At 71.9% G+C, this 21,560-nt stretch carries 17 protein-coding genes and 1 pseudogene; 6 read left to right on the forward strand and 12 right to left on the reverse strand.

What is annotated here, in order from left to right; genetic code table 11:
• Window positions 1-7 precede the first annotated feature (7 nt).
• Window positions 8-445, reverse strand: a complete 438-nt coding sequence (locus G6R25_RS10050; protein ID WP_163552766.1) for a nitroreductase/quinone reductase family protein — start codon at window positions 443-445, stop codon at window positions 8-10.
• A gap of 749 nt (window positions 446-1,194) precedes the next feature.
• Between G6R25_RS10050 and G6R25_RS31365 the strand changes: the two genes are divergently transcribed.
• Window positions 1,195-1,347 carry a hypothetical protein gene (locus tag G6R25_RS31365; RefSeq protein ID WP_235947950.1) on the forward strand — a complete coding sequence of 51 codons (153 nt, stop codon included), beginning with the start codon at window positions 1,195-1,197 and terminating at the stop codon, window positions 1,345-1,347.
• Window positions 1,344-2,204 carry an MsnO8 family LLM class oxidoreductase gene (locus G6R25_RS10055; RefSeq protein WP_235947951.1) on the forward strand — a complete coding sequence of 287 codons (861 nt, stop codon included), beginning with the start codon at window positions 1,344-1,346 and terminating at the stop codon, window positions 2,202-2,204. Before G6R25_RS31365 ends, G6R25_RS10055 begins: the two co-directional genes overlap by 4 nt.
• Here the strand turns inward: G6R25_RS10055 and G6R25_RS10060 are convergent.
• On the reverse strand, window positions 2,192-2,872 hold the full coding sequence (locus G6R25_RS10060; protein WP_163552767.1) for a nitroreductase family protein: 681 nt from the start codon (window positions 2,870-2,872) through the stop codon (window positions 2,192-2,194). The two genes, G6R25_RS10055 and G6R25_RS10060, sit on opposite strands and share 13 nt — an antisense overlap.
• Before the next feature lie 32 nt (window positions 2,873-2,904).
• Here G6R25_RS10060 and G6R25_RS10065 point away from each other — a divergent pair, with 32 nt between their 5' ends.
• Window positions 2,905-3,531, forward strand: a complete 627-nt coding sequence (locus tag G6R25_RS10065; RefSeq protein WP_235947953.1) for a TetR/AcrR family transcriptional regulator — start codon at window positions 2,905-2,907, stop codon at window positions 3,529-3,531.
• A 64-nt stretch (window positions 3,532-3,595) separates the two neighbouring features.
• On the opposite strand, the gene G6R25_RS10070 is transcribed toward G6R25_RS10065, so the two are convergent.
• Window positions 3,596-5,095: an MFS transporter gene (locus G6R25_RS10070; RefSeq protein WP_163552769.1), complete on the reverse strand. Its 1,500-nt coding sequence runs from the start codon at window positions 5,093-5,095 to the stop codon at window positions 3,596-3,598.
• A gap of 234 nt (window positions 5,096-5,329) precedes the next feature.
• Complete coding sequence (locus G6R25_RS10075) at window positions 5,330-10,591, reverse strand: diguanylate cyclase (protein WP_163552770.1); 5,262 nt, start codon at window positions 10,589-10,591, stop codon at window positions 5,330-5,332.
• Between the two features lie 135 nt (window positions 10,592-10,726).
• On the opposite strand from G6R25_RS10075, the gene G6R25_RS10080 reads away from it, so the two are divergent.
• Window positions 10,727-11,137, forward strand: coding sequence for a thiol-disulfide oxidoreductase DCC family protein (locus tag G6R25_RS10080; protein WP_163552771.1), 411 nt, complete (start codon window positions 10,727-10,729; stop codon window positions 11,135-11,137).
• A gap of 128 nt (window positions 11,138-11,265) precedes the next feature.
• On the opposite strand, the pseudogene hrpB reads toward G6R25_RS10080, so the two are convergent.
• From hrpB to G6R25_RS10125, 8 genes and pseudogenes are all read right to left on the reverse strand, one after another.
• Window positions 11,266-13,863, reverse strand: a pseudogene (gene hrpB / locus G6R25_RS10085) (ATP-dependent helicase HrpB).
• Between the two features lie 622 nt (window positions 13,864-14,485).
• Window positions 14,486-15,127, reverse strand: coding sequence for a hypothetical protein (locus G6R25_RS10095; protein ID WP_163552772.1), 642 nt, complete (start codon window positions 15,125-15,127; stop codon window positions 14,486-14,488).
• 260 nt (window positions 15,128-15,387) lie between these two features.
• Entirely contained in the window at window positions 15,388-15,999 is a 612-nt protein-coding gene (locus G6R25_RS10100; RefSeq protein WP_163552773.1) for a glycoside hydrolase family 27 protein, read from the reverse strand.
• 66 nt (window positions 16,000-16,065) lie between these two features.
• A complete protein-coding gene (locus tag G6R25_RS10105) occupies window positions 16,066-17,280 on the reverse strand; it encodes an acyl-CoA dehydrogenase family protein (protein WP_163552774.1) in 1,215 nt (404 codons plus the stop codon).
• A complete protein-coding gene (locus G6R25_RS10110; protein WP_163552775.1) occupies window positions 17,277-18,407 on the reverse strand; it encodes a phosphotransferase family protein in 1,131 nt (376 codons plus the stop codon). The genes G6R25_RS10105 and G6R25_RS10110 overlap by 4 nt, the downstream gene beginning before the upstream one ends.
• A gap of 7 nt (window positions 18,408-18,414) precedes the next feature.
• Complete coding sequence (locus G6R25_RS10115) at window positions 18,415-19,059, reverse strand: isochorismatase family protein (RefSeq protein ID WP_163552776.1); 645 nt, start codon at window positions 19,057-19,059, stop codon at window positions 18,415-18,417.
• 156 nt (window positions 19,060-19,215) lie between these two features.
• Window positions 19,216-19,578: a nitroreductase/quinone reductase family protein gene (locus G6R25_RS10120; protein ID WP_136449476.1), complete on the reverse strand. Its 363-nt coding sequence runs from the start codon at window positions 19,576-19,578 to the stop codon at window positions 19,216-19,218.
• Between the two features lie 640 nt (window positions 19,579-20,218).
• A complete protein-coding gene (locus G6R25_RS10125; protein WP_136449477.1) occupies window positions 20,219-20,584 on the reverse strand; it encodes a hypothetical protein in 366 nt (121 codons plus the stop codon).
• 271 nt (window positions 20,585-20,855) lie between these two features.
• Between G6R25_RS10125 and G6R25_RS10130 the strand changes: the two genes are divergently transcribed.
• Window positions 20,856-21,215 carry a N,N-dimethylformamidase alpha subunit family protein gene (locus tag G6R25_RS10130; protein WP_163552777.1) on the forward strand — a complete coding sequence of 120 codons (360 nt, stop codon included), beginning with the start codon at window positions 20,856-20,858 and terminating at the stop codon, window positions 21,213-21,215.
• The coding region (locus tag G6R25_RS10135; protein ID WP_205447017.1) for a hypothetical protein at window positions 21,212-21,560 on the forward strand (349 nt) is incomplete at its 3' end. The genes G6R25_RS10130 and G6R25_RS10135, both read left to right, overlap by 4 nt.

Below are 21,560 nucleotides of genomic sequence, written 5' to 3' on the forward strand. Positions count from 1 at the left end.
GGTCCGATCAAGCGCTGCCGGTCGGAGCGAGTGCGACGACCGGGATCACCCGGGTCGTCGCCGACTGGAACTCCAGCAGGATCGGGAACCTCTCGGCGTGGCGCGCGTAGATGGCGTCGCGCTCCTCACCGTGAATCTCCGTGGCCGTCAGCCGGACGGTGTCGCTGCCGATCTCGGCGGTGACCTCCGGATGCGCGCGCAGGTGCCGCAGCCACTGCGGATCATCGTCGAGGCCGTCGTTGATGGCCAGCACCACACAATGGTCCTTGTCAGCGTCGGCGAAGTAGCTCAACGGCACGATGTGTGGCCTGCCGTCGGCATCGTGGCCGCTGTGCAGCAGCAGTCGGGTGGGCTCCTCGAACCTGCCGGTCGGCTTGCCGCCGGTGGCCCGGTACTCGGTGATGTAGTCCTCGATGTCCTGGGCGGTGAAGGTCTTCTTGCTCATCGTTTCCGCTTTCTTTCCCGGCTGGTATCCGAAGATCGGGTCGATTCATCGCCCGGTCGGGCATTCTGAATACGGGGCGAGCCGGGCCCGACTCCGCGGGACCTTCTTCCTGCCAGCGCACGCAATCTGGCCCATGGTCCGACGGCAATCCGACCCTTCAGCCGGTCGCAACCGAACACCGGGGTCTCGCTTACCAGCGGCTCTGCCGGCGCTATAGCCAGACGAGTAGGTCCTATCTACTCAGGGTCGCAGGCGATCAATGCGGCGTAACGGTGGTGCTGTCGCCCTGCCCCGCAGTCGAACCTCGGACCATGAACGTCTGGCGGTGACCGCCGGTTTCGGTGCGGTGGGGGGAATTGCGGTGCGTTTTGTACGGCCCGCGGGCGCAGACCATGCAAAAAGCACCGCAATCGGCCCCGCTCTGGTTCGGACTTGCCGGGTCCGACGCCGGACGATCATGGTGTGCCGTGGGACCGCGCACCGTGCCCGGGGCGACCCCCCCAGCCCGCTGCGGCTCCGTGGGTCCGCGTGAGGCTTCACCACCCCGGCCCGCGGCCCCTGCGAATCCACCCTCGCCGTCCTCGCCGTCCTTCTCTGTCATCGAACGATCTTCACGATTCATGTCGGTGCCAGAGCATTCGGGGGCCCAGGCGTCGCCGAGACTGGCCGGATGCCGCCGGCGACGGCACGTGGGGGTCGGGGGTGGCCGCCGCGGGAATGCGGTCGGGCGGCGGGGGATTGACCTGGAGGTGAGTGTTGCTGACGACGTCCTTCCCCTGGCGGTTCTCGACTTCGTCGGGATCGAGCATGGCGAGAGCCCGAGTGCCGCGATCGCCGGCGCGGTGAGCATCGCTCAGGCCGCCGAGGCGGCCGGCTATCGGCGGTACTGGGTCACAACATGACCAGCCTGGCCTGCAGCGCCCCGGAGCTGCTGACCGCCCACGTCGGTGCCCACACGTCGCGGATCCGGGTCGGCGCGGCCGGGATCATGCTGCCCAACCATGCCCCGTTCAAGGTCGCCGAGACCTTCCGGACCCTGCTGGCGATGTACCCGGGGCGGATCGACCTCGCGCTCGGCCGGGCGCCGGGGACCGACCCGCTGACGGCGCACGTGCTGCGCCGGGGCGTGTCCGCCGACGCGGGCGCCGAGTTCCCCGGGCAGGTCGGCGAGTTGCTGGCGTTCCTCGGTGACGGCTTCCCCGCCGGCCATCCCTACGCGCAGCTTGTGGCCGCGCCGCTGGTCGAGGAACGGCCCGAGGTGTTCGTGCTGGGGTCGAGCCCGTACGGCCCGCGGTTCGCCGCCGTCAACGGCCTGAGCGCGGTGTTCGCCCACCACATGAGCCCGGACCTGGCCGTCGAGGTGCTGCGGGCCTACGGGCGAGAGTTCACCCCGCGCACCGAGGGCGCGGCACCGTACTCGGCGATGTCCGTGCTGGCCTTCGCCAGCGACGACGACGAGGCGATCGGCGAGTTCGAGGCGGCCTGGACCCTGATGATCCAGAACATCACCCGCGGGATCCGTGAGCGGCTGCGGCTGGAGGACGTCCGCACGTTCGCCCGGTCGCCGCAGTTCCGCGCCGCCCGCGGTGACGACGGCTGGATGGTGACCGGCGAGCCGAAGTACGTGGCGGGGCGGCTGCTGGAGCTCAAGCAGCAAGCCCAGGTCGACGAGATCGTCGTCGTCACCCCGAACCTCGACCGGGACCGCCGCCGGGACAGCTTCACCGCGCTGGCCGAGGCCTGGCGTCAGGTGGCCTGAGCCGGCGCGCCGTCAGGCCATAGCGGACCGGTGCCGAGGAACCCGCTCGGCGCGAGCCAACGGTTGCGGTACGTCACTGATTGCGGGGGTTCTCGACGCGCGACCGCCCAGCGTCCGGTCGGGTAACCGAAGGAGACGCAACACGCGTTGATCCAGTTCTCCTCGAAGGGTACCCCCAGCGCGGCAAGCGTCTCCAGGTCGTGGCCGACACCGAGCATCGTGGTGAGCGACGCGCCGACCCCCTCGGCCCGAGCGGCCAGCATCGCGCTCCACACGGCTGGGAACACCGAACCCACGGACTTGGTCGCCGGAATGAGCGCGAACAGGAACAGCGGAACGTGTTCGAAATTGTCCGCCAGCCAGTTCGCCGAGCGCACCATGCGCCTGGCGAGTACGGCCTCCTCCGTGTCGGGAGTGCCGTCGGCGATTGCTGCGGCGTCGCGGTAGTAGCCCTGCAGGCCACGCGCCACCGCGTCGCGGTAAAGAGGGCCGAGGACCGCCTTGACCTCGGGGGAATCGACGAGAATGAAGCGCCATTTCTGCAGGTTCCCGCCGTTGGGCGCCCGAACGGCGGTGTCCATGATGCGCTCCTGGACCGACAAGGGTATGGGATCGGGCTTCACCCGCCGCATTGTGCGGGTCGTGTACAACGCTTCGCGCACATCCATGATCTTCTTCTCTTCAAATCCTGTGATAATATATGGAAGATTTTTCCGTTTGGCAACGCTGGGAGGCAGCCATGATGGCTCGGCCGCCGGCCGTGTCAGCCGACCGACCTGTCCGGACGGATGTGCTCCGCAATCGTGAGCGTCTGCTCACCGCGGCGCGCGCGGTCTTCGCCGACGCCGACGCCGGCGCCGATGCCTCGTTGCTTGAGGTGGCCAAGCGAGCCGGGCTGGGTACCGGAACGGTCTACCGGCACTTTCCGACCCGGGAGGCGCTCCTCGAGGCCGTCCTGCTTGATCATTTCGAGGCGCTGCGGGTCGCCGCGGTGAACCTGGCCGAGGTCGGCCCGCCCGACGATGCGCTTGCCGACTGGTTGCAGCAGTTCATCTCCCACCTCGGCGAATATCGCGGATTGGCGCGGGAAGTCATGTCGGTTCTGCACGACGGCGTCTCGCCGCTTTCTGTGTCCTGTCAGGACATGCGGGCCGCGGGTACGGTCCTGCTCTCCCGGGCGCAGCGCGACGGCACGATGCGGGCAGATCTCGACATGTCCACCCTCCTGAAGCTGGCCAATGCGATCGCGCTGACCGCGGAGGAGACGGACTCGGGCCGGGGGGTCGATCTGCTCGGCTACCTAATGGAAGGCATGCGTCGCCGATAGGCGCCACGGTCGGCTGGTCATGGGGAACCGGTGGAATCTCGTCCGGCGCTCGTTCCGGACCGGGTCAGGCCCCGGCAGCTGCGGGCCTGCGGTTCTTGAAGACGAAGACGGCGACCACGAACGCGACCGCGATGAAGGCGACCAGCACGATGAAGGAGGTCGCGATCCCGTGTGCCAGCTCATGGTGGACCTGGACCTGGACCTGCGGATCGAGGCCGGCGTCCGGATGATCGGCGGAGTTGCGCAGCGAGGTGCCGTACACCGTGGTGAGAACGGCGATCCCCACGGCGAGCCCGATCTGCTGCAGGCACTGCAGCAACCCGGAGGCGGACCCGGTGTCCCGCAGGGGCAACCCGGCGAGGATGACCATGTTCAGGGGCATGAAAGCCAGCCCGATCCCGAGGCCGAGCAGGATCAGCGGTCCGACCACGCCGCCCGGATAACTGCTTGCGCCGTCCAGCTGGGTCAGCCAGACAGCGGAGACCAACGCGGACGCGGTACCGACCGCGGTGATGGCTTTCGGGCCGAATCGCGCGACCAGTTTCGGCGCCGTGCGCGCGCCGCCGAACTGGACCAGGGCCATGGGCAGGAACGCCAGGCCGGTACGCAGCGGGCTGAGGTCGAGCACCTTCTGCAGGAAGATCGACAAGAAGAAGAAGAAACTTCCCATTGCCGCCGACATGAGCAGCATGTTGGTGTAGGCGCCTGCCCGCAGCCGTTCCGCGAACAACCGCAGCGGCATGATCGGCTGCTCGGCCCTGGCCTCGATGAGCGGGAGCCCCAGCAGGAGCCCGACGCCGGCGGCGAGGGTGACGACGGTCAGGCTGTCCGACCAGCCGTCCGAGGCGGCCCGGATGAACCCGTACACCAGTGACGTCATCCCCGCCGTTGACACGATCGCGCCGGTCACGTCGAACTGGGCCGGATGCCGGGGGGTCTCGGTCAGGAAGGGCCGGGCCAGCGCGATGACCGCGATGCCGACCGGAACGTTGATGACGAATACCCACCGCCAGGAGGCCGTGGTCAGCAGCCCGCCGAGGATGAGCCCGAGCGTCAGCCCGAGGCCGGCGATCATGGAGAAGGCGCCCAGGGCGCGTTGCCGCTCGGGGCCTTCGGTGAAGGTGGTGGCGAGCAGGGCGAGCGACGCCGGTGCGGCGAACGCGGCCCCCACCCCCTGCGCGGCGCGGGCGGCGACCAGCGCGCCCGCGGTGGGCGCCAGACCGGCGACCAGCGAGGCGAGGGTGAACAGCGCCAACCCGCCGATGAACAGCCGCAGCCGGCCGAAGATGTCGCCCGCCCGTCCGCCCAACAGCAGCAGCCCACCGAAGGCCAGTGAGTAGGCACTCTGCACCCAGGCCAGGCTCGAGGCGGAGAAGTGCAGGCTGGACTGGATCCTTGCCAGCGCGATGTTCACGATCGTCGCGTCGATGATCACCATCAGCTGGCACGTGACGATGACCCCGAGCGCGATCTGCAGACGGCGCCGGCGGTGCTCCTCCGACGAAGCCTCGGCGACACGGTCCGCGCCCCGTGTCGTGGTTGCGTTCAGTTCCTGAGCACTCATCCTCATCCTTCGAGCAGGATGGGCCCCGGCGGGGAGGACCCGGCGGGCCATCTCGGGATCCAGCTGCCCGGCGCGATCGCCAGGATTCTGGAACAGGAATCCGTTTCCGTTTTTGCCTGCCCCACGATATGGAAGATCGTTCCATTTGGCAAGCACTCACCGGACCCCGCTGTCGGGACCGCGCCCGCGGTGATGCCCGGCGCGCCGGTCAGCGGAGCCGGTCAGCGGAGCCGGTCAGCGGAGCCGGACGGCGACTCGGTCGCGCCCGCCGTGCTTGGCCTCGTACAGTGCGTTGTCGGCGCGGGCCAGCAGGTCACGCAGGCTCGTGTCGCCGGACGACCGTGGGGTGACGCCGACGCTCAGCCGGATGTCGAGACGCCCGACCGAGGTGTCGACGGGGTCCTGCGCGAGCGCGTTGCGCAGCCTCTGCCCGAGCGCCTCGGCGGTGGTCAGCGGCCCGGACATCAGCACGGCGAACTCCTCGCCGCCGACCCGACCGACGAGGTCCTCGTCGCGGAACGCCAGCCGGATGCGTCGGGCGACCTCGACCAGGACCTCGTCGCCGACGAAATGCCCATGGGCGTCGTTGACACGCTTGAAATGGTCGATATCGATCATCGCCGCGCTTACCGGCCTGCTCGCGGCGGCATGGGCGGTGAAGGCACGTTCCGCCTGCTCGAGGAACTGTCGCCGGCTGGCCAGCCCGGTGAGCTGATCGGTGGCCGCGAGGCGCTGCACCTTCTCGAACAGCCATGCGTTCTGATAGCCGATCACCGCCTGGTCGATCATGGTCTGCACAATCTGGATCCGCGTCTCCCCGTAGCAGTCGGGCGTCCGGGAGGCGAGCACGACCACCATCCCGATGCCGTCCCGCAGCGGGACGGGCGCGGCCAGCCAGCTGCGGGCCGTCTGTCCGCCGCCTGGCAGCTCCATCGGGTCGTCGGTGGCGACGACCTCGCAGCGGTCGAAGGCACGCGCGATCGGGCCGCCGGCCGCCAGGCGCGGTTCGGTTCCGACGACGCCATCCGCCACGTCGCCGTGGGTCGAGCTGATCCGGACGGTTCCGGACACCCGGGTCAGCACCCAGGCGACGTCGAACGGCAGGACGGGCCGGGCCGCCGTCAGCACCCGCCCGAGAATCTCCCGGGTGTTCAGGGCCGAGGTCGCCTGCAGCGTGACGTTGCGCATCGTCTCGGCCAGGTCTCGCGCCCGGCGTTCCGCCGTGACGACCGCCTGCAGGCGGGCGGCCTCGGCCATGTTCAACGACAGCCCCACCTGCTTGGCCAGCGTGATCAGGATCCGGGCGTCGTCGGAGTCGAACAGTCCCTTGGCGACCCGGCTGTCCACGTAGATGACGCCACTGCGGCCGCCGTCGACCGGAACCGGCGCGGCGAGGATGCTGCGTAGCCCGAACTGGACGGCGCTCTCCGAGCCGAGGGCGGCACCCTCCTCCGTGCCCGTGACCACCAGCGGCTGCTGCTCGGCCTGGACGCGTTCCACGATGGTCGTGGCGATGCCGCGCGGTCCCTCGTCCGGTCCGAGGTCATCGGTCTGTTCGGCGTGCCGCTCCGCGTAGAGCCGCAGCCGCCCCGAGCTGCGTTCACGGTCGGCCGGGTCGGGCAGCAGCAGCAGCGCCCGGTCCGCCCCGAGAATGGAGATGATCTCGTCGAGGGCCACGGTGGCGACGGACTCCGGCGTCGTCTCCCGCCCGGCCGCCGCGCTCACCTGAAGCACCGCGTCGAGACGGCGCCGGTCCCGGGAGGCGGTGGCAGGTGACGCCGCGCCGCTTGCCTCCGCGAACGACGGTCTCGGCTCGGTCAGATCGAACTCGCGGTACACCTTGTGTTCCCGTCCGATCCAGCCGTATCTCGCGGCCACCTTCGCCGCCAGCTCCGCCTCGGTGGCGGCGCGATCGGGCTCGTCGAGCGCTCGCAGGCAGCGGGCGCGTTCCAGCAGGGCGTCGAAGCGGACCCGAGGTAGGTCGAGCGTGCGGGCCGACCGTTCCGCCGCATCCAACAGGTCGAGTGCGCCGGCGTGGTCGCCGGCGAGCTGGCGGTCGACGGCTCGCAGCACCTGCAGGTCGGCGGCGAACGGCGGATAGGCCGCCGCCCGACGGGCCTCGCGCAGCGCTCGGCGCGCCGCTCGGTGACGCTGGGTGCGAACCGGCCCGGGTGGGGCGGCCCGCGCCTGCTCCAGCCGGCCTCGTGCCTTGCTGATCCAGAACTTCCGGAAGAACCTGGGCACTCGCCAGGGCGGAAGGACGACCGCGTCACCGGCCTCGACCGCGGCGTCGAAGGTCGGACCGAACTCGTCGTCCTCGATCTCGAGCTCGGCGACGTCGCTACAGATCAGGTAGCGGCGTAGCCGCTCCGCATCGGGCTCGGCGTCGAGCGCGCCGAGCCCGGGATGTGAAACCGGAGGGTAACGCAGAGTGCGGGCAAGTCTCGCCCGCAGGATGGCGAGGTCCGCCTGCGCACGATCACCGTGCGGCCTGGCCTCGCAGCTGGCCCACGCCTCGCGGTCATGTCCGCGCAGCGCGAGGCTCCGCACGAGGATCGAGAAGCTGCTGGTGAAGAAGAAGGTCTCGATCCACCGGTGAGCGCGCCGGAACGTGTCCTCGGAGTCCTGCTCGCCCGCGACGTTGCGGCCGAGGAACAGCAGCGCCGCGGCCGAGTACAGGTAGGCCTCCGCCCGCAGTACCGGATCCTCGCTGTCCGCCACGAGGTCCCGCAGCCGCCTCACCCCGCGCTCCACCACCCGGGCGCGCCGGAAGTCCGCCGCGACGAGGACGAAGCAGCCGTGAGTGCGCACGTATTCCTCGCCCGAGCCCAGCCGCTGGTTGGGACGGACGGTCGACATCATGAAGGCCAGCATCGGACCGATCCGCCCGGAGATCCATTCGCTCAGGATGCCGATCTCGTACAGGCGGCAGCGGATCTTGTGCAGCTCCCGGCGTTCGCCGCTGGCCCCGCCGAAACCTGTCCACGGCCGTCGACACGCCATTCCCGCCGCCCATCGGCCCACGCTGACGGCAGCCATCGCCGTGGGATTGGCCGGTATCCCGCGGCCGATCTCGGCCAGGCCTCGGTGGACGTATTCCAGCGCCGCGGCCGTCCGGAAGTCGGCGAACTCGACCCCGGCCAGTTCCAGCAGGGCACGGGCGCGGCGCCGCGGGTCGGGCTGTGAACGAAGCGCGCGGGTGAAATGAGCCCGGGCGTCGGCGGGCGCGAGCGTGCGTGCGGAGGCGAGGGCGAAACCTTCCTCGAACTCGGCGTCGGGTTCGAAGCCCGCTTCGTCCGCGGCCGTCTGCGCGGCCCGGTAAAGGGCCACGGCCTCGTAGGGCGCCGGGATGGCGAGCGCCGCCGCCGCGGCGGTCGAGGTAAGCCGGAAGCGGCGGTCCGGCGCGATCTGCCCGGCGATGGCATGCCGGGCGAGTTCGTACGGGTGCCGGTCGCCCCCCGCGTCGACGGCGTCGAGGACCTCGACGACGCGCCGATGCGCGGCCGTCCGCTCCTGCGGGCTCATGGTCGACAGCAGCGCCTCGTGGACGCAGTCGTGGACGAAGGACCAGGTGCCGTCCCGGCTGCGGGCGGCGAGTTGATGCGCCTGCGCCTCGGCGGTCGCCATCGAGATCGCGGCGCTGGTCCGGCCGCTCGCGGCGGTCAGCAACGCGAGGTCGAAGCCACGGCCGATCACGGCGGCGACCTCGAGGATGACCGCGGCGGTGGGGCTCAGCGCGTGCACCCGATGGCGGATCAGGTCGAGGACCTCCTCGGGCAGCGGCAGCGAGTCCAGGCCGGTCCGGTCGAGGGTGAAGCGGCCCCAGTCGGGCCGGACGAGCCCGGCGTCGATCACGGCACGGACGTACTCCGCCACGGCCAGCGGATTCCCGGACGACCGCACGGAGACATCCCGCGCGAAGGCGTGGTCGGTGATCTCGCCGAGGTAGTCGCGGATCACCTCCGCGACCTCGTACTCGTCCAACGGCCCGAGTGTGATGTCCCAGGAGGTGGCGGATCCGGCCGCCACGCGCAGCGACGGGTCCCGGGTCGAGTTGATGAGCAGCAGTGGCGCGGGATCGGTCGAGGCTGTGAGGTCCTCCAGGACCCGTCGGTCGGCCGGACCCAGCCAGTGGGCGTCGTCCACCCAGATGACCATTCCGTGGCTGCGGATCGCGAGCCGGCTGAGAAAACCGACCGCGGCCGACTGGAAGCGCGCTTCGCCAGCCTCCGGTTCGCCGGCCGCGCGGTCCATGTCCAGTGCGCGGGCGAGCAGCGGGTGCACGCGGGCGAGCAGCGCGGCATCGAGACCCGCGGCCGACACCAGCTGGGTGACCAGGTCCCGCCGTCGTGGCTCGGGCACGGCCGCCAGGCCGCGGAGGTAGCCGTCGATCAGATCGTGCAGCAGTGCCAGGGGAGCGGAGGCGTTCGCGGCGCACCGCCCGCGCAGGATCACCGGTCCGTCCACCGTGCCGCGCGAGGCGAGCAGGTCCTCGATGAGGAGGGTCTTGCCGGCGCCGGCCTCCCCGATGACCGTCACGACGCCGCGTTCCCCGGCGAGACACCGCGCCCACGCCTGCCGCAGCAGTGTGCGTTCGCTGCGGCGGCCGATGTGCCGACTCCGGACCGGCGTGTCCGGGCCGCCCGCTCCGGCCGCCGTGGCCCGGTCGACCGTCGGGTGCGCGGGACCGGCCACGCCCGCTGCGAGCGGCGTCAGCGCGGCGACGACGTCCAGCGCGGACTGGTACCGGTCGTCCGGATCCTTGGCCAGCAGCCGACTCACGACCGCGGCGAGTTCCGCCGGGACGTCCGCGCGCACCCGCGTCAGCGGGCGGGGCGTCGCGACAGCGTGCAGACGGAGCAGCTCGGCGGTGTCGCCGGCCTGGAACGGCGGCGCGCTGGCCAGGCAGGTGTAGATCACCGCACCGAGGGCGTACAGGTCGGAGCGCGGCTCGATGGGCCGCCGCAGCATGCCGGTCTGCTCCGGGGCGCAGAAGAGCACCGTGCCGACGGCCCGATCGGTCGGCCGCCCGCCGGCCCGGGTCATCAGCCCGAAGTCGAGCAGGGTGGCCTTCCCGTCCGGTCCGATCATGATGTTGGCGGGCTTGACGTCCTGGTGAACCAGGCCGCGCCGGTGCGCCTCGGACAGCGCCGACGCCACGTCCAGCGCCACTCGGATGGTCTCGGTGACCCCGAGCGGCCCCGCGGCGATCCGCGACTTCAGCGAATCCCCCTCGACCAGATCCATGATCAGGAATGGGTGATCGGCCGTGTGCCCGGCAGCCCGGACCCGAGCTATGTTCGGATGGTCGATGCAGGCCAAAATCGTGGCCTCGCGGGCGAATGCGCGCACGATCGTCTCGTCGCGGGCCACCGCCCGAAGCGGCACCTTCACCGCATAGTTCCGACCCGCCCGCTCCGCTCGGTACACCACGGAGTAGGCACCGCGTCCCAACTCCTCCCGGATCAGGATGCCGGGTATCTCAACCTGAACCACACAGCGTCACCTCGTCCACGTAAACGCTCAACCTGTCGCGGTCCGTACTGACTCACCCCGGACCTGGTGACTGTCTCGCGATATGCGGGTGATCGCATGTCGAAGCCGCCGCGATCAGGGTAGGGGAGGGGCATCATGACTTTTCCGACCGCCGCACAGCGCGGGCAGGCACGTCCGCTCCTCGTGTATGACGGTGACTGCGCGTTCTGCACCCGCTGCGTGGAGGCGATCCGGGCGCGGATCAGACCCGCCGTCGACTTCCGGCCGTGGCAGGAGCTCGACCTGCCCGGGCTCGGGCTGACGGAGCAGCAGGTAGGCCGGGCCGTGCAATGGATCGGCGCCGAGAGCAGCCGGGCCTCGGGCGCGGCGGCGTTCGTCCGCGTGCTGTCCCGCGCCGGTCGGCAGTGGCAGCTCCTGGGCACGGTCATGCGGGTGCCGCCGGTCAGCTGGCTCGCGGCTGCCGGCTACCGGCTGATCGCCGACAACCGCCACCGGATGCCCGGCGGCACGTCCGCCTGCGCGCTGCCGCCGGCCGAACGGCGCTGAGTCCGGGAGGCCCGCCGTCGGTGCGCGAGAAGCGTTGCGGTGCGTTCTGCACGATCTCGAAGCTCAGGCCGTGCAGAACGCACCGCAACCGGCCCCGTCAAGCCTCGTCCGGGTTCGGGCTTGCTGCTCTAGCCACGGGTGCGGGGGGTGACGCGGCGGGTGGGAGCGGCGGTGGTGGGGTCGTCCGGCCAGCGGGTAGCGGCCCCGCAGCTCCGCGCGGACCTGCGGGTAGCCGGTGCGCCAGAACGAGGCCAGGTCGCTCGTCACCGCGACCGGGCGGCCCGCTGGCGAGAGCAGGTGCAGGACGACGGTGGCGCGGCCGTCCGCGACGGCTGGGACCCGTTCCCAGCCGAACACCTCGGCGATCCTCACGGCGAGGACGGGGCCGTCCGGGTCGGCGTAGTCGAGGCGCACCCGTGACCCGCTCGGCACCTCCAGCCGCTCCGGCGCCAGCGCGTCCAGCCGGGCGGCCTGCGGCCAGGGCAGCAAGCGGCGCAGCGCCTGGCCGGCGTCGACGCGTTCGAGGTCCGCCCGGCGGCGTACGCCGGTGAGATCCGGTCCGAGCCAGTCGGGCGCCGACGCCAGCAGGGCGGCGTCGTCGACGTCCGGCCAGGGGTCGCCGAGGATCCGGTGGCAGAACGCGAGCCGTTCCCGCAGCCCCACCACGTCGCGGGTCCAGCGCAGCGCCGCGAGCCCCTCGCGGCGCAGCCCGTCGAGCACGGCGGCTTCGAGCAGGGCCGGATCGGGCCTGGCCAGCGGGCGTTCGGCGAGGACGATCGCGCCGAGGCGCTCCACCCGGCGGGCGACGACGTCACCGCCGGACCAGGCAACCTCGTCGACGGTGCGCAGAAGCGCGCCGCCCGCCTCCCGCGCGGTCGCCGCGTCGAGGACGACGGCCAGGCGCACCCGCGTCGACGTGCGCCCGGCCCCACGGTCCGCGACCGCGACCGCCAGCCAGTCCGCGCCGGTGAGCGCCGAGCCGGCGGTCAGCTCCGCGGCTGTTCCCCCGGCCATCAGGTACGTCGTGCCACCCGGGACTCGGGCCCGTGCGAGCCGTTCGGGGAAGGCGAGCCCGACCACGAGCCCCGCCGCAAGGTCGTCGGCGACACCGCCACCGAGCGGTCTGAGCCCCGCCGCATGGTCGTCGGCGATGCCGCCGCCGGATGGTCCGCCGTCGGTGGGTCCGGTGGGTCCGGCGACCGAGCGTAACCGCCGGGCCTCGTCGCGCCAGCGGGCGGAGGCGGCCCGGTCGGCGTCGCCCCGCAGGCGGCGCCAGGCGGCGAGGAGATCGTCGGACCCCGAGCCCGGCCCGCCGCCGCCCGCGGGACCGTCGCCCGACAGGATCGCCACGATCTCGGCCGCGCGCCGCACGCCGACGCCGGGAGCGCCGTCGAGCAGGGCGCTGGCGAGCCGGGGGTGGACCCCGATGGCGGCGATCGAACGTCCTCGCCGCGTCACCCGGCCGGTGTCGTCGAGCGCGCCGAGTGCCCGCAGGGACGCCCCGGCGGCGTCCGTCGGTGGGTCGCTGAGCAGCTCGAGGCCGACGCCGCCGGGATGGCCCCAGACGGCGAGGTCCAGGGCGAAGCCGGTGAGGTCGGCGACGGCGATCTCCGGTTCGGCCTGTGCGGGCAGCCGGTCGTGTTCGGCCGCGGACCAGCAGCGGTAGACCCGGCCCGGCGCCTGCCGGCCGGCCCGGCGCGCTGCCCGGCGGACGAGCGGGACACCCGCACGGTCGCCAGGGAGCCAAGCCCCCGGGCATGATCCATGCGGGGGGACCGCGCCAGACCGGCGTCGACGACGACCCGGACCCCGGGCACCGTGAGGCTGCTCTCCGCCACCGCGGTCGCCAGCACGACCCGGCGCCGTGGCCCGGGGCGCAGGGCCGCGTCCTGCGCTCCGCCGGACTGGCGGCCGTGCAGGGTGAGCACGTCGACGGTGTCGCGGTGGCCCGCGAGCCGGCTGGCGACCGCGGCGATCTCGCCGGCGCCGGGCAGGAAGACGAGCACGTCCCCGGAGGTCTCGTGCAGGGCTCGCCCGACGGTCGCGGCGACGTGGTCGAGTAGCCGCGGGTCGACCCGCAGGCCGTGCGCGGGCGTGATTGGTCCCGGCGGGGGAGCCCAGACCACCTCGACGTCGAACAGGGCGGCGTCGGCGCCGACGACGGGGGCGGGCAGACCGGGGGCGCCGAGCACGGCGGCCAGCCGCGGGGTGTCGGCGGTCGCCGAGGTCGCGAGCAGCAGCAGGTCGGGCCGCAGCGCCGCGCGGACGTCGAGCATGAACGCGAGCGCCAGGTCGGCGTCGAGGTGGCGCTCGTGGCACTCGTCGAGGATCACCGCACCGGTCCCGGGAAGCTCCGGGTTGCGTTGCAGTCGCCGGACGAGGACCCCCGTCGTGACCACCTCGACCCGGGTGGACGGCCCGACCCGGCGTTCCCCGCGGATCGTGTAGCCGACGGCGTCGCCGACCTCGCCGCCGACGAGCCAGGCCATCCGCCGGGCCGCCGCCCGTACCGCGATCCGCCGCGGCTGGGCGACCACGACCCGGCCGGTGACCTCGTCGGCGAGCGCGAGCGGGACCAGCGTCGTCTTGCCCGTGCCGGGCGGTGCCACCAGCACCGCCGTCCCGCCCGGGTCGGGCCGGCCGGCGCCGGTCAGCGCGGCGGTGAGCGCGGGCAGGACGTCCCGCACGGGCAGGTCCGCCCCGATGACCGCGCGATCGGGCAGCATGCGCCCAGTCTCCTCGGGTGCGGCGACGCCGAGCGTGCCGGGAGACGCCGAGCGTGCCGGGAGTGGCGGCGAATGCCAGGAGATGCGGCGCAGGCCGGAGGATGCGGAGCGGGGCAGCGTCCGCGACGCCACTTTCTGGCAGTCATCTGCCAGAAAATCATGGACGGTGCGGCGAGTGGTCGCTAGTGTCCCGGTCGTCGGACACCGGTGGCGTCCTGGGACGGCCGGTTCTCGCCGAAGAGGGGAAACCGGACGTGGCCCACGCGCTCTTCCTGGTCCTGAGCAATCCCGTCGACGGGCGGGACGACGACTACACCAAAGTGGTACGACGAGGCGCACATCCGGGACGTCTGCGAGGTTCCCGGCGTCGTTGCCGCCCAGCGCTATCACGTCCGGCCGGACATCCCGCCCGCCGATGTCGAGCCCGGTGACGGTCGCCTGCCACAACGGCACCTGGCGGTCTACGAGCTTGACGACGATCCGGCGAAGGTGTTCGGGGAGTTCCTGACCCGGGTGGGCGACGGGCGTCTGCCACTGAGCGACACCCTGGACATGTCCAGGGTCGTCATGTCGGTGTGGGAGCCAGGCGCCCGCTGGCCACAGTGAGCCGCCGCCCGGGCGGTCAGTCCTGCGCCTGCGGAACTCGGCGGACGTCGTGGCCGGCGGGGGTGAGGCGGAGCAGGGCGGCGGCGTGCGGCGCGAGGGTCAGGGGCAGCGCGCCGTCGGCGGTGGTGGTGATCGTGCCCGTCCACAGGTCGGTGGCACGGTAGCCGGCGGCGGTGGCCGGCAGGGCCAGCTCGGCCCCGGTGAGGGCCGCCGCGTGGGGGGAGTCGCCGCGGTTGACGGCCAGCACGGCCGTGTCACCGTCGGCCAGCGGCCGGGTCCACAGCAGGAGGCCGTCGGCCCGTGGCACCCGGACCGGTGCGGCGCCCAGCGGGTCCTGGTCGATGGCGAGCACGGCCGCGTTCGTGAGGATCGCGGCCGTCGTCGCGGTCATCCTGGTGAGATCGTTGCCCGCGAGCAGCGGGGAGGCCAGCATCGACCAGATGCTCATCTCGGCGCGGGCCTCGGTGTCGTCGAGGGAGGCCGTCGGGGTCCCGGTGGCCAGGCCGGCCAGCTGGCGCACCACGGGGTTCGCCGTGGCCGGAGTCAGGCCGATCGTCAGCATGTCCAGGTCGTTCCAGTGCCCGGGGCCGCCGTCGGGCTCCCAGGCGCGGGCGGCGTCGAGGTTGTCCGTCGTGCAGACGCCCGGGTAGCCGTCCATCGGCACGGTGGTCGCCCAGCAGGGGGCGTGGTCGTTGGTGACCCGCCACAGGTGGGCGACCCGCGGCGCCCAGGTCCACCCCGCCCGGCCGCGGGATCGCCGTCCGACGACGGGTTGATGCTGAACACGACGGGCCGGCCGGTGGCGTCGAGCGCGGCGCGCATCCGGGCGAAGCCGGCGATCAGCCACCTGCGGGTGTCGGTGCCGGCCGGGCGCAGGCCCGGGTAGCCGCAGGCGTCGTACTTGAGATAGTCGACCCCTCACGCGGCGAAGGTGGCGGCGTCGGTGGTCTCGTGGCCGAAGCTGCCGGGCAGCCCCTGGCAGGTGGTGCGGCCGGGAGAGGCGTAGAGGCCGAACTTCAGGCCCCGGGCGTGCACGTAGGCGGCGAGGGCGGCGATGCCGGCGGGGAACCGCTCGGGATCGGCGACCAGGCGCCCGTCGCTGCCGCGGGTCGGCGCCATCCACCCGTCATCGACGATCACATATCGGTATCCGGCGGCGCGCATCCCCGAGCTGACCAGGGCGTCGGCAGCGGCCCGGAGGTCGCCGTCGCGCACGTTCCCGCCGAGGGCGTTCCAGCTGTTCCAGCCCATCGGCGGGGTGTGGGCGAGCCCCGCGGAGACCTGCCGGTTCGTCGCCGAGCCGACGACGAGCGACACGCCGCCGCCGTCGCCGCCCAGGCCCACCAGCAGCAGGCATCCGACCAGCAGGCATCCGACCAGCAGGCGTCCGGTCAGCGGGCGTCCGAGCAGCGGGCGTCCGAGCAGCGGGCCGAGGGCCGCGGTGGCGCGCGCCTCGCTACGTCCCCGGGGGAAGACCCCCTTGGCGGGGGGCTCGTCCGCGGCGCGCGACCGTGGACCCGCAACGGTCACGGCTACCATCCTGCCGGTCGGATGTGCGTTCGAGCCCGCCCCACGCCGGCGGCCCGGTTGCCGCCGTCAGTCCACGGCCCACGGGACGCGGTTCGGGCCGCGGCCGAGGAGACGGGCGACGGTGTCGCGGTGGACCTCGTCGGGGCCGTCGTAGATCCTGGCGTAGCGGGCCCGCCGGTACATCGCGTCGAGCGGGGTGTCGGCGGTGACGCCGAGGGCGCCGTGCACCTGGATGGCGCGGTCGATCACGTCGTGCAGCAGGTGGGCGCCGCGGACCTTGACCAGGCCGATCTCCACCCGGGCCCGGGAACCGGAGTCGACGGCCTGCGCCGCGGCGATGACCGCCGCGCGATGGTAGAAGATGTCGGCCGCGGACTCGGCGATGTGGCGGCGGATCTCGCCCTTGTCGATCAGCTTCGACCCGTGGGCGAAGCGGTCGTTGGCCCGCGCCACCATCAGGTCGAACGCCCGCTCCATCTGGCCGAGCCAACGCATGGCGTGGAAGATCCGCCCCGGGCCGAGGCGCTTCTGCCCGATGACGAACCCGTCACCGCGCGCCCCGAGCAGGTTGGCGGCGGGCACTCGCACGTCGGTCAGCCGGATCTCGCAGTGATCGCCCATGATCGAGTGCTCGGTGCCCAGCGTCGGCACGGAGCGGACGACCTCGTAGCCGGGTGTGTCGGTCGGGACGATGATGGCCGAGACCCGCCGGTGCGGCGCGGCCTCGGGCTCGGTCACCGCGAAGACCGTCGTGAACGCGGCGATGTTCGCCCCCGTGGTGAACCATTTATGCGCGTTGACGACCCACTCGTCGCCGTCGAGCACCGCGGTGGAGGCGATCAGCGTCGGGTCCGACCCGGCGACCTCGGGCTCGGTCAGCCCGACGGACGAGCGGATCTCCCCCGCCACCAGCGGCGCCAGCCAGCGTTGCCGCTGCTCGGGGGTGCCCTGCTCGTGCAGCATCAGAGAGTCCTGCATCGACCAGGTGCCCAGCGCCTTCTGCCCGTAGAACGACCGCCCGATGATCTCGTTGAGGTGCGCGGTCTGCAGGAACGACAGCCCGCCGCCGTCGATCTCCGTCGGGTGCCCCAGCGCCCACAGCCCGCGGCGTTTGGCCCCGGCGCGCAGTTCCCCCAGCCGGGCGGTGGCCGTGGCGTCGCCCCGGTCCAGGACGGGCTCGGCCGGGATGACCTCGTCGTCGACGAACTCCCTGACCTGCCGGCGTAGCTTCCCGAACGACTCGTCCACCGGGCGTGCCTCCTCATCGTCGAGCGTCGTCATCGCGTCGAATCGCCGCGGGTGCGCCCGGGAGCGGGGACGTCGCCCAGCAGGTCGCGCGCCTCGTCGAGATGGAGCAGGACCGCCTCGCCGACGGCGCCCGCCTCGACGTCGTAGCGCCGTTGCCGCAGGTACATCGCGTCCTTGATGACTGCCGCCCGCCAGTGCTCGAACGCCAGGTAGTAGCGCAGGTTCGTCAGGTCGGCCCCGGTGAGCGTGCCATATCGGGCGACCAGCGTCGCGCCGTCGGCGAAGCCGGGGAGCCGCGAGATGAGCTGCGCGGGATGGGTGACCCGCCCGCGGCTCGGTTCCCAGTACACGAGCAGGTGCGCCAGATCCGTCAGCGGGTCACCGACCGTCGACAGCTCCCAGTCCAGCAGCGCCTGGATGCGCACCTGGCCGGCGAGGTCGAGCACGACGTTGCCGAGCCGATAGTCGCCGTGGACCAGCGTCGAGCGGGCCTGGGTCGGCACCTCCCGCAGCAGCAGCGTTCCCAGCTCCTCGACCTGCGGCAGATCGCGGTGCTCGACGGAGCGCCACTGACGCAGCCAGTTGTCGATGCGGCGGCCGACGAATCCGCCCGGGTGACCGGCCGAACGGTCGGTGAACCCCTCGACCGCCAGCGCGCGCCAGTCGACGGCGTGCAGCGCGGCCAACGTCTCGACCAGGCGGGCGCAGCACTGGTCGGCCTGGTCGGCGTCGAGCTGGCCGGCGTCGGACGGGCCATGGATGACCGCCCCGGCGGCGAAGTCCATCAGGTAGCAGGGGGCGCCGGCGACGTCGTCGCCGCCGTGGAACCCATGCACGCGGGGGACCGGTATCCCGCTGTCGCGCAGCCCGGCGAGGATGGTGAACTCCCGGTGCATGTCGTGCGCCCGCGGCGCCACGGGCCCCATCGGCCGGCGGCGCAGGACGTACGGCCGGTCGTCGAGGCGGACCAGGTAGGTGAGGTTGGACGCGCCGACGGCGAGCACGCTCACCGACAGCTCCCGGTACGGCGGTACCACCTCCGACAAGAAGGTGCCCAACGCCGCCTCGTCGACCAGCGCGACGGGATCCGCGGGTGAGCCGGGCGTCCCGGGTGAGTCGGGCGCCTCGGGTAAGTCGGGGTGCGCAGGTAAGTCGGGCACCGTGGGTTCAGCCTTTCCGGATCGCCGGGGATGCGGTGTTCTGCCAGTGGGCGGTCAGGTCCGCGACCGTCGTCACCGTCGCCAGCAGTCCGAACGAATGGCGCAGGACGGCGGCGGGATAGTCGCCCGGGGTTCCGGCCACGGCGTCGCGCGGCACCACGACCCCGAACCTCTCCTGGACGGCCTTGCCCGCCGCGAGCAGCAGCGCGACGTTGACCGAGACGCCCGCGAGCACGATCGTGCGCACCCCGCGGCCGCGCAGGACCGGCAGCAGTTCGGTCCGCCAGGTCGGGGACAACCCGTGGCGGCGGGGAATGATCAGGTCTGCCGGGGACAGCAGCTCGGGCAGGACCTCGGTGTCGGGGTGGCCGGCCGACCAGCCGGCCGTCGGCCCGGCGATCGCCCGCCACAGCGGGGCACTGCCGGGATCGTGCGCGTCGGCCGTCCCGTGGAACGTCGCGTGGACCACCGTCGCGCCGGCGGCGCGGGCGGCCGGCAGGAGGCGGCGCAGCCCGGCGACGAGCGCACCGGAAACCGTGTTCAGCGCCGGGAGGATCGAATCGTCGCCGATCACGCCGCGCTGGCATTCGACGCAGACCACGACGGTCGCGGTCGGCTCGATCCCGGTCCTCGGCCATGACGTCCGGCTCATCGAGGACGTCCGGCTCGTACCTGTGATCATCGCACCCCCACGGACGTCCGATCCCTCGGCGTGCGACCGACGCGCCCGAACCTTGGCATAAATCGCTTACCAGTTAAGTCCTATCACCTGCTCGGAGCCAACGTACGCACTTGCCCGCTGCACGGGTCAGGTCGGAGAGTGCGCGTCTGCTCGGCGGACCAGCATGATCACCGAGATTCGGCGGGTTGTCCTGGTCTGATAGGTGGCCCACTGAGGGTGCTGGGCGGCGTGACGATCGCAAAAACGGTCGCGGTCGTCGCCGGTGGCGACGGCCGCCGTGGCGGGAAAGACCTCGGTGCCCACCTCGACGGTGACGTCCGGGTTGGCGAGCAGGTTGTAATACCAGGCGGGATTGGTCGGCTCCCCGACGACGGAGGCGAAAACCACGTACCGGTCGCCGTCGGCGAAATAGCCACCGACCTTCCCGGCGTTGGCCCGGAACTCCCCGATGACCAGCCGGTTCTGCTCGCTCCAGTCCCGATCGCTCATGCCGTCGTCGCCGCGGCGTCGACGAGGCCCGGTAACATCGACTGCGGTCGGGCGTTCCGCCTGGCCATCGAAAAAACCTCCTGACTATGCGTCCAAGTCGAATATGGCCGGTCGCACTGGTCGAGTCAAACCCTCAAGTGGATATCCGGCGCGGTGGGCGCGTCGCCGCGCCGCGCAGGCCGACTGAGACGGATATGCGGCCGGTCGGCATACTTGGTGGATGGATGATCTTGAGGCGCTCCGCCTGCTGCCGGTGGTGCTGGCCGAGTTGGGTTGCGACCTCGGTGCAGACAAGGAGCCAGGGGGCGAGATTGTGTCCTGGGAAAGTTCGCGCGATCGGTTCGAACCCGATCTCGTCGCTCGTACCGAGCAGGCGCTGGCAGTTGTGCAGCGCGATCTGGATCGGACCGAGGCCAAGGTCGGTCGTCTCACGCTCCAGTGGGCGGTCCGGACCTGCCCGAATCGAATTCGGAGTGGGAGGGAGCGGGGTGGCCGGCATGGCGCTGCAGAGCGGCGGGCGGGCACGACGTCGCCGTGCTCGGGAAACTACGTAAGGGCGTGTCACCCATCGGCTAATGGATGGTGCGTCCCCACTCGGGTGCGCACCATCCGTCTGCCCGGCTGGTCAGGTCAGGTCACCTCAGGCTACGAGGTTTACGACGAGGGTCTGCCCGGTCACCGGTCGATGCAGGGGGAAGTTCGTGCTCCGGAAGGTCCTGGTGCCGCCGACATCGCATCGCACCTCGGCAATCGCGGGGCTGGGAAGCTGCGGGTTGGCGAAGAACACCGAGAAGTTTCCGCTCGAACCCACGGCCGCGCCGTGTGCTTCCCCGCCGCCGGTGATCTTCAGTGATTCGGCGGAGCCGAACTTGCACCTGACTGTTCCGGCCACCGTCAGCGGATTGTTGATCGTACCGGCACTGGCTGGTGTCAGCGGAATTATGGCCAGTGATGCTCCGGTCCCGACAATCAGGACAAGAGCCTTGATCTTTGATAGTCCGCGCATGGCACACCTCCGACGCCATCGAATACATGCCGGCGTGAGGTCGGTATACCCGGCCGTCGAACAACTCACACGCCGCCACCACTCTCGGTCGGTACGGGCGCTGCCGACTGCTTCCGCGGGCTGCCGGGTACAACCCCCCGGGGCGGGGCCGCCCGCCGCCGCGCCACCCGCGATCAGAAGCCAGCCAGGAGACATCAGAACCAGTCAGGCCCGGTGGCGCGGAAGGGATTCTGATGGCGCGGGAAGGGTTCTGATGGCGAGGAGGGATACAGTGCCGCTGTCCAGCCAGGAGACACTCGACGGGATGGTCGCCGCGCGCTTTCACGAACGCATGCACGTCGACCTGCGGCCGACGCTGACACCCGAACTCATTGCGGAGCATGAGCACCAGCCGTTTGGCCAGCACAGCGACGCGCTCCGCCGGGTCCTCACCTACCTTGGATCGTTCGCCATTCCGGGCAAGCTGATCGTCGAGTACGGCGGTGACGAGCGGTGGTACGTATCCCGATTCACCACCGCCCCGGCGGGTCTGCGTACCGAACGGGTCACCGGCCCCTATCCGACCGAGGACGCGGCGGTACACGCGGTTTTCCTGCGCCGGCTCCGACAGGTCTTCGGTGTCGTCGCGTGAGCGGCGAAGGGGTTGCGGATTCCTTCCCGATCTGGATTCTCGGCTACTGTGACGACATCATCGTCCGCCCCGGTCAGGAACTGACCTTCCGGGTCAGCGGACAGGGGGCCGAGACCTTTCGAGCGGACCTCGCCCGGCTGCGCCACGGCGACACCACTCCAGGCGGCCCGGGATTTCGCGAAACGGAGCTGGACTCCGAGGTCAACGGCGTGTACCCGCTCCTGGACCAGCCGGCACATGTCGGGTCGTACGGCCGGCTTCCCGGCCAGGGCCGCGCGAAGGTCACTTTCCGTGCCGACTGGTTACTCTGGGTTGTGAGGAATGTGAGGGCCCGGTTGCGGTCAC

It is taken from the genome of Candidatus Frankia alpina, assembly GCF_902806485.1.
GTDB classification, from domain to species: domain Bacteria; phylum Actinomycetota; class Actinomycetes; order Frankiales; family Frankiaceae; genus Frankia; species Frankia alpina.

Excerpts from the sequence above, each read along its gene's own strand:
- G6R25_RS10050 (WP_163552766.1), bottom strand. The coding sequence starts at position 445 with ATGAGCAAGAAGACCTTCACCGCCCAGGACATCGAGGACTACATCACC.
- G6R25_RS10055 (WP_235947951.1), top strand. The coding sequence starts at position 1,344 with ATGACCAGCCTGGCCTGCAGCGCCCCGGAGCTGCTGACCGCCCACGTC.
- G6R25_RS10060 (WP_163552767.1), bottom strand. The coding sequence starts at position 2,872 with ATGGATGTGCGCGAAGCGTTGTACACGACCCGCACAATGCGGCGGGTG.
- G6R25_RS10065 (WP_235947953.1), top strand. The coding sequence starts at position 2,905 with ATGGAAGATTTTTCCGTTTGGCAACGCTGGGAGGCAGCCATGATGGCT.
- G6R25_RS10070 (WP_163552769.1), bottom strand. The coding sequence starts at position 5,095 with ATGAGTGCTCAGGAACTGAACGCAACCACGACACGGGGCGCGGACCGT.
- G6R25_RS10080 (WP_163552771.1), top strand. The coding sequence starts at position 10,727 with ATGACTTTTCCGACCGCCGCACAGCGCGGGCAGGCACGTCCGCTCCTC.
- G6R25_RS10095 (WP_163552772.1), bottom strand. The coding sequence starts at position 15,127 with ATGGACGGCTACCCGGGCGTCTGCACGACGGACAACCTCGACGCCGCC.
- G6R25_RS10105 (WP_163552774.1), bottom strand. The coding sequence starts at position 17,280 with ATGACGACGCTCGACGATGAGGAGGCACGCCCGGTGGACGAGTCGTTC.
- G6R25_RS10115 (WP_163552776.1), bottom strand. The coding sequence starts at position 19,059 with ATGAGCCGGACGTCATGGCCGAGGACCGGGATCGAGCCGACCGCGACC.
- G6R25_RS10120 (WP_136449476.1), bottom strand. The coding sequence starts at position 19,578 with ATGAGCGATCGGGACTGGAGCGAGCAGAACCGGCTGGTCATCGGGGAG.
- G6R25_RS10125 (WP_136449477.1), bottom strand. The coding sequence starts at position 20,584 with ATGCGCGGACTATCAAAGATCAAGGCTCTTGTCCTGATTGTCGGGACC.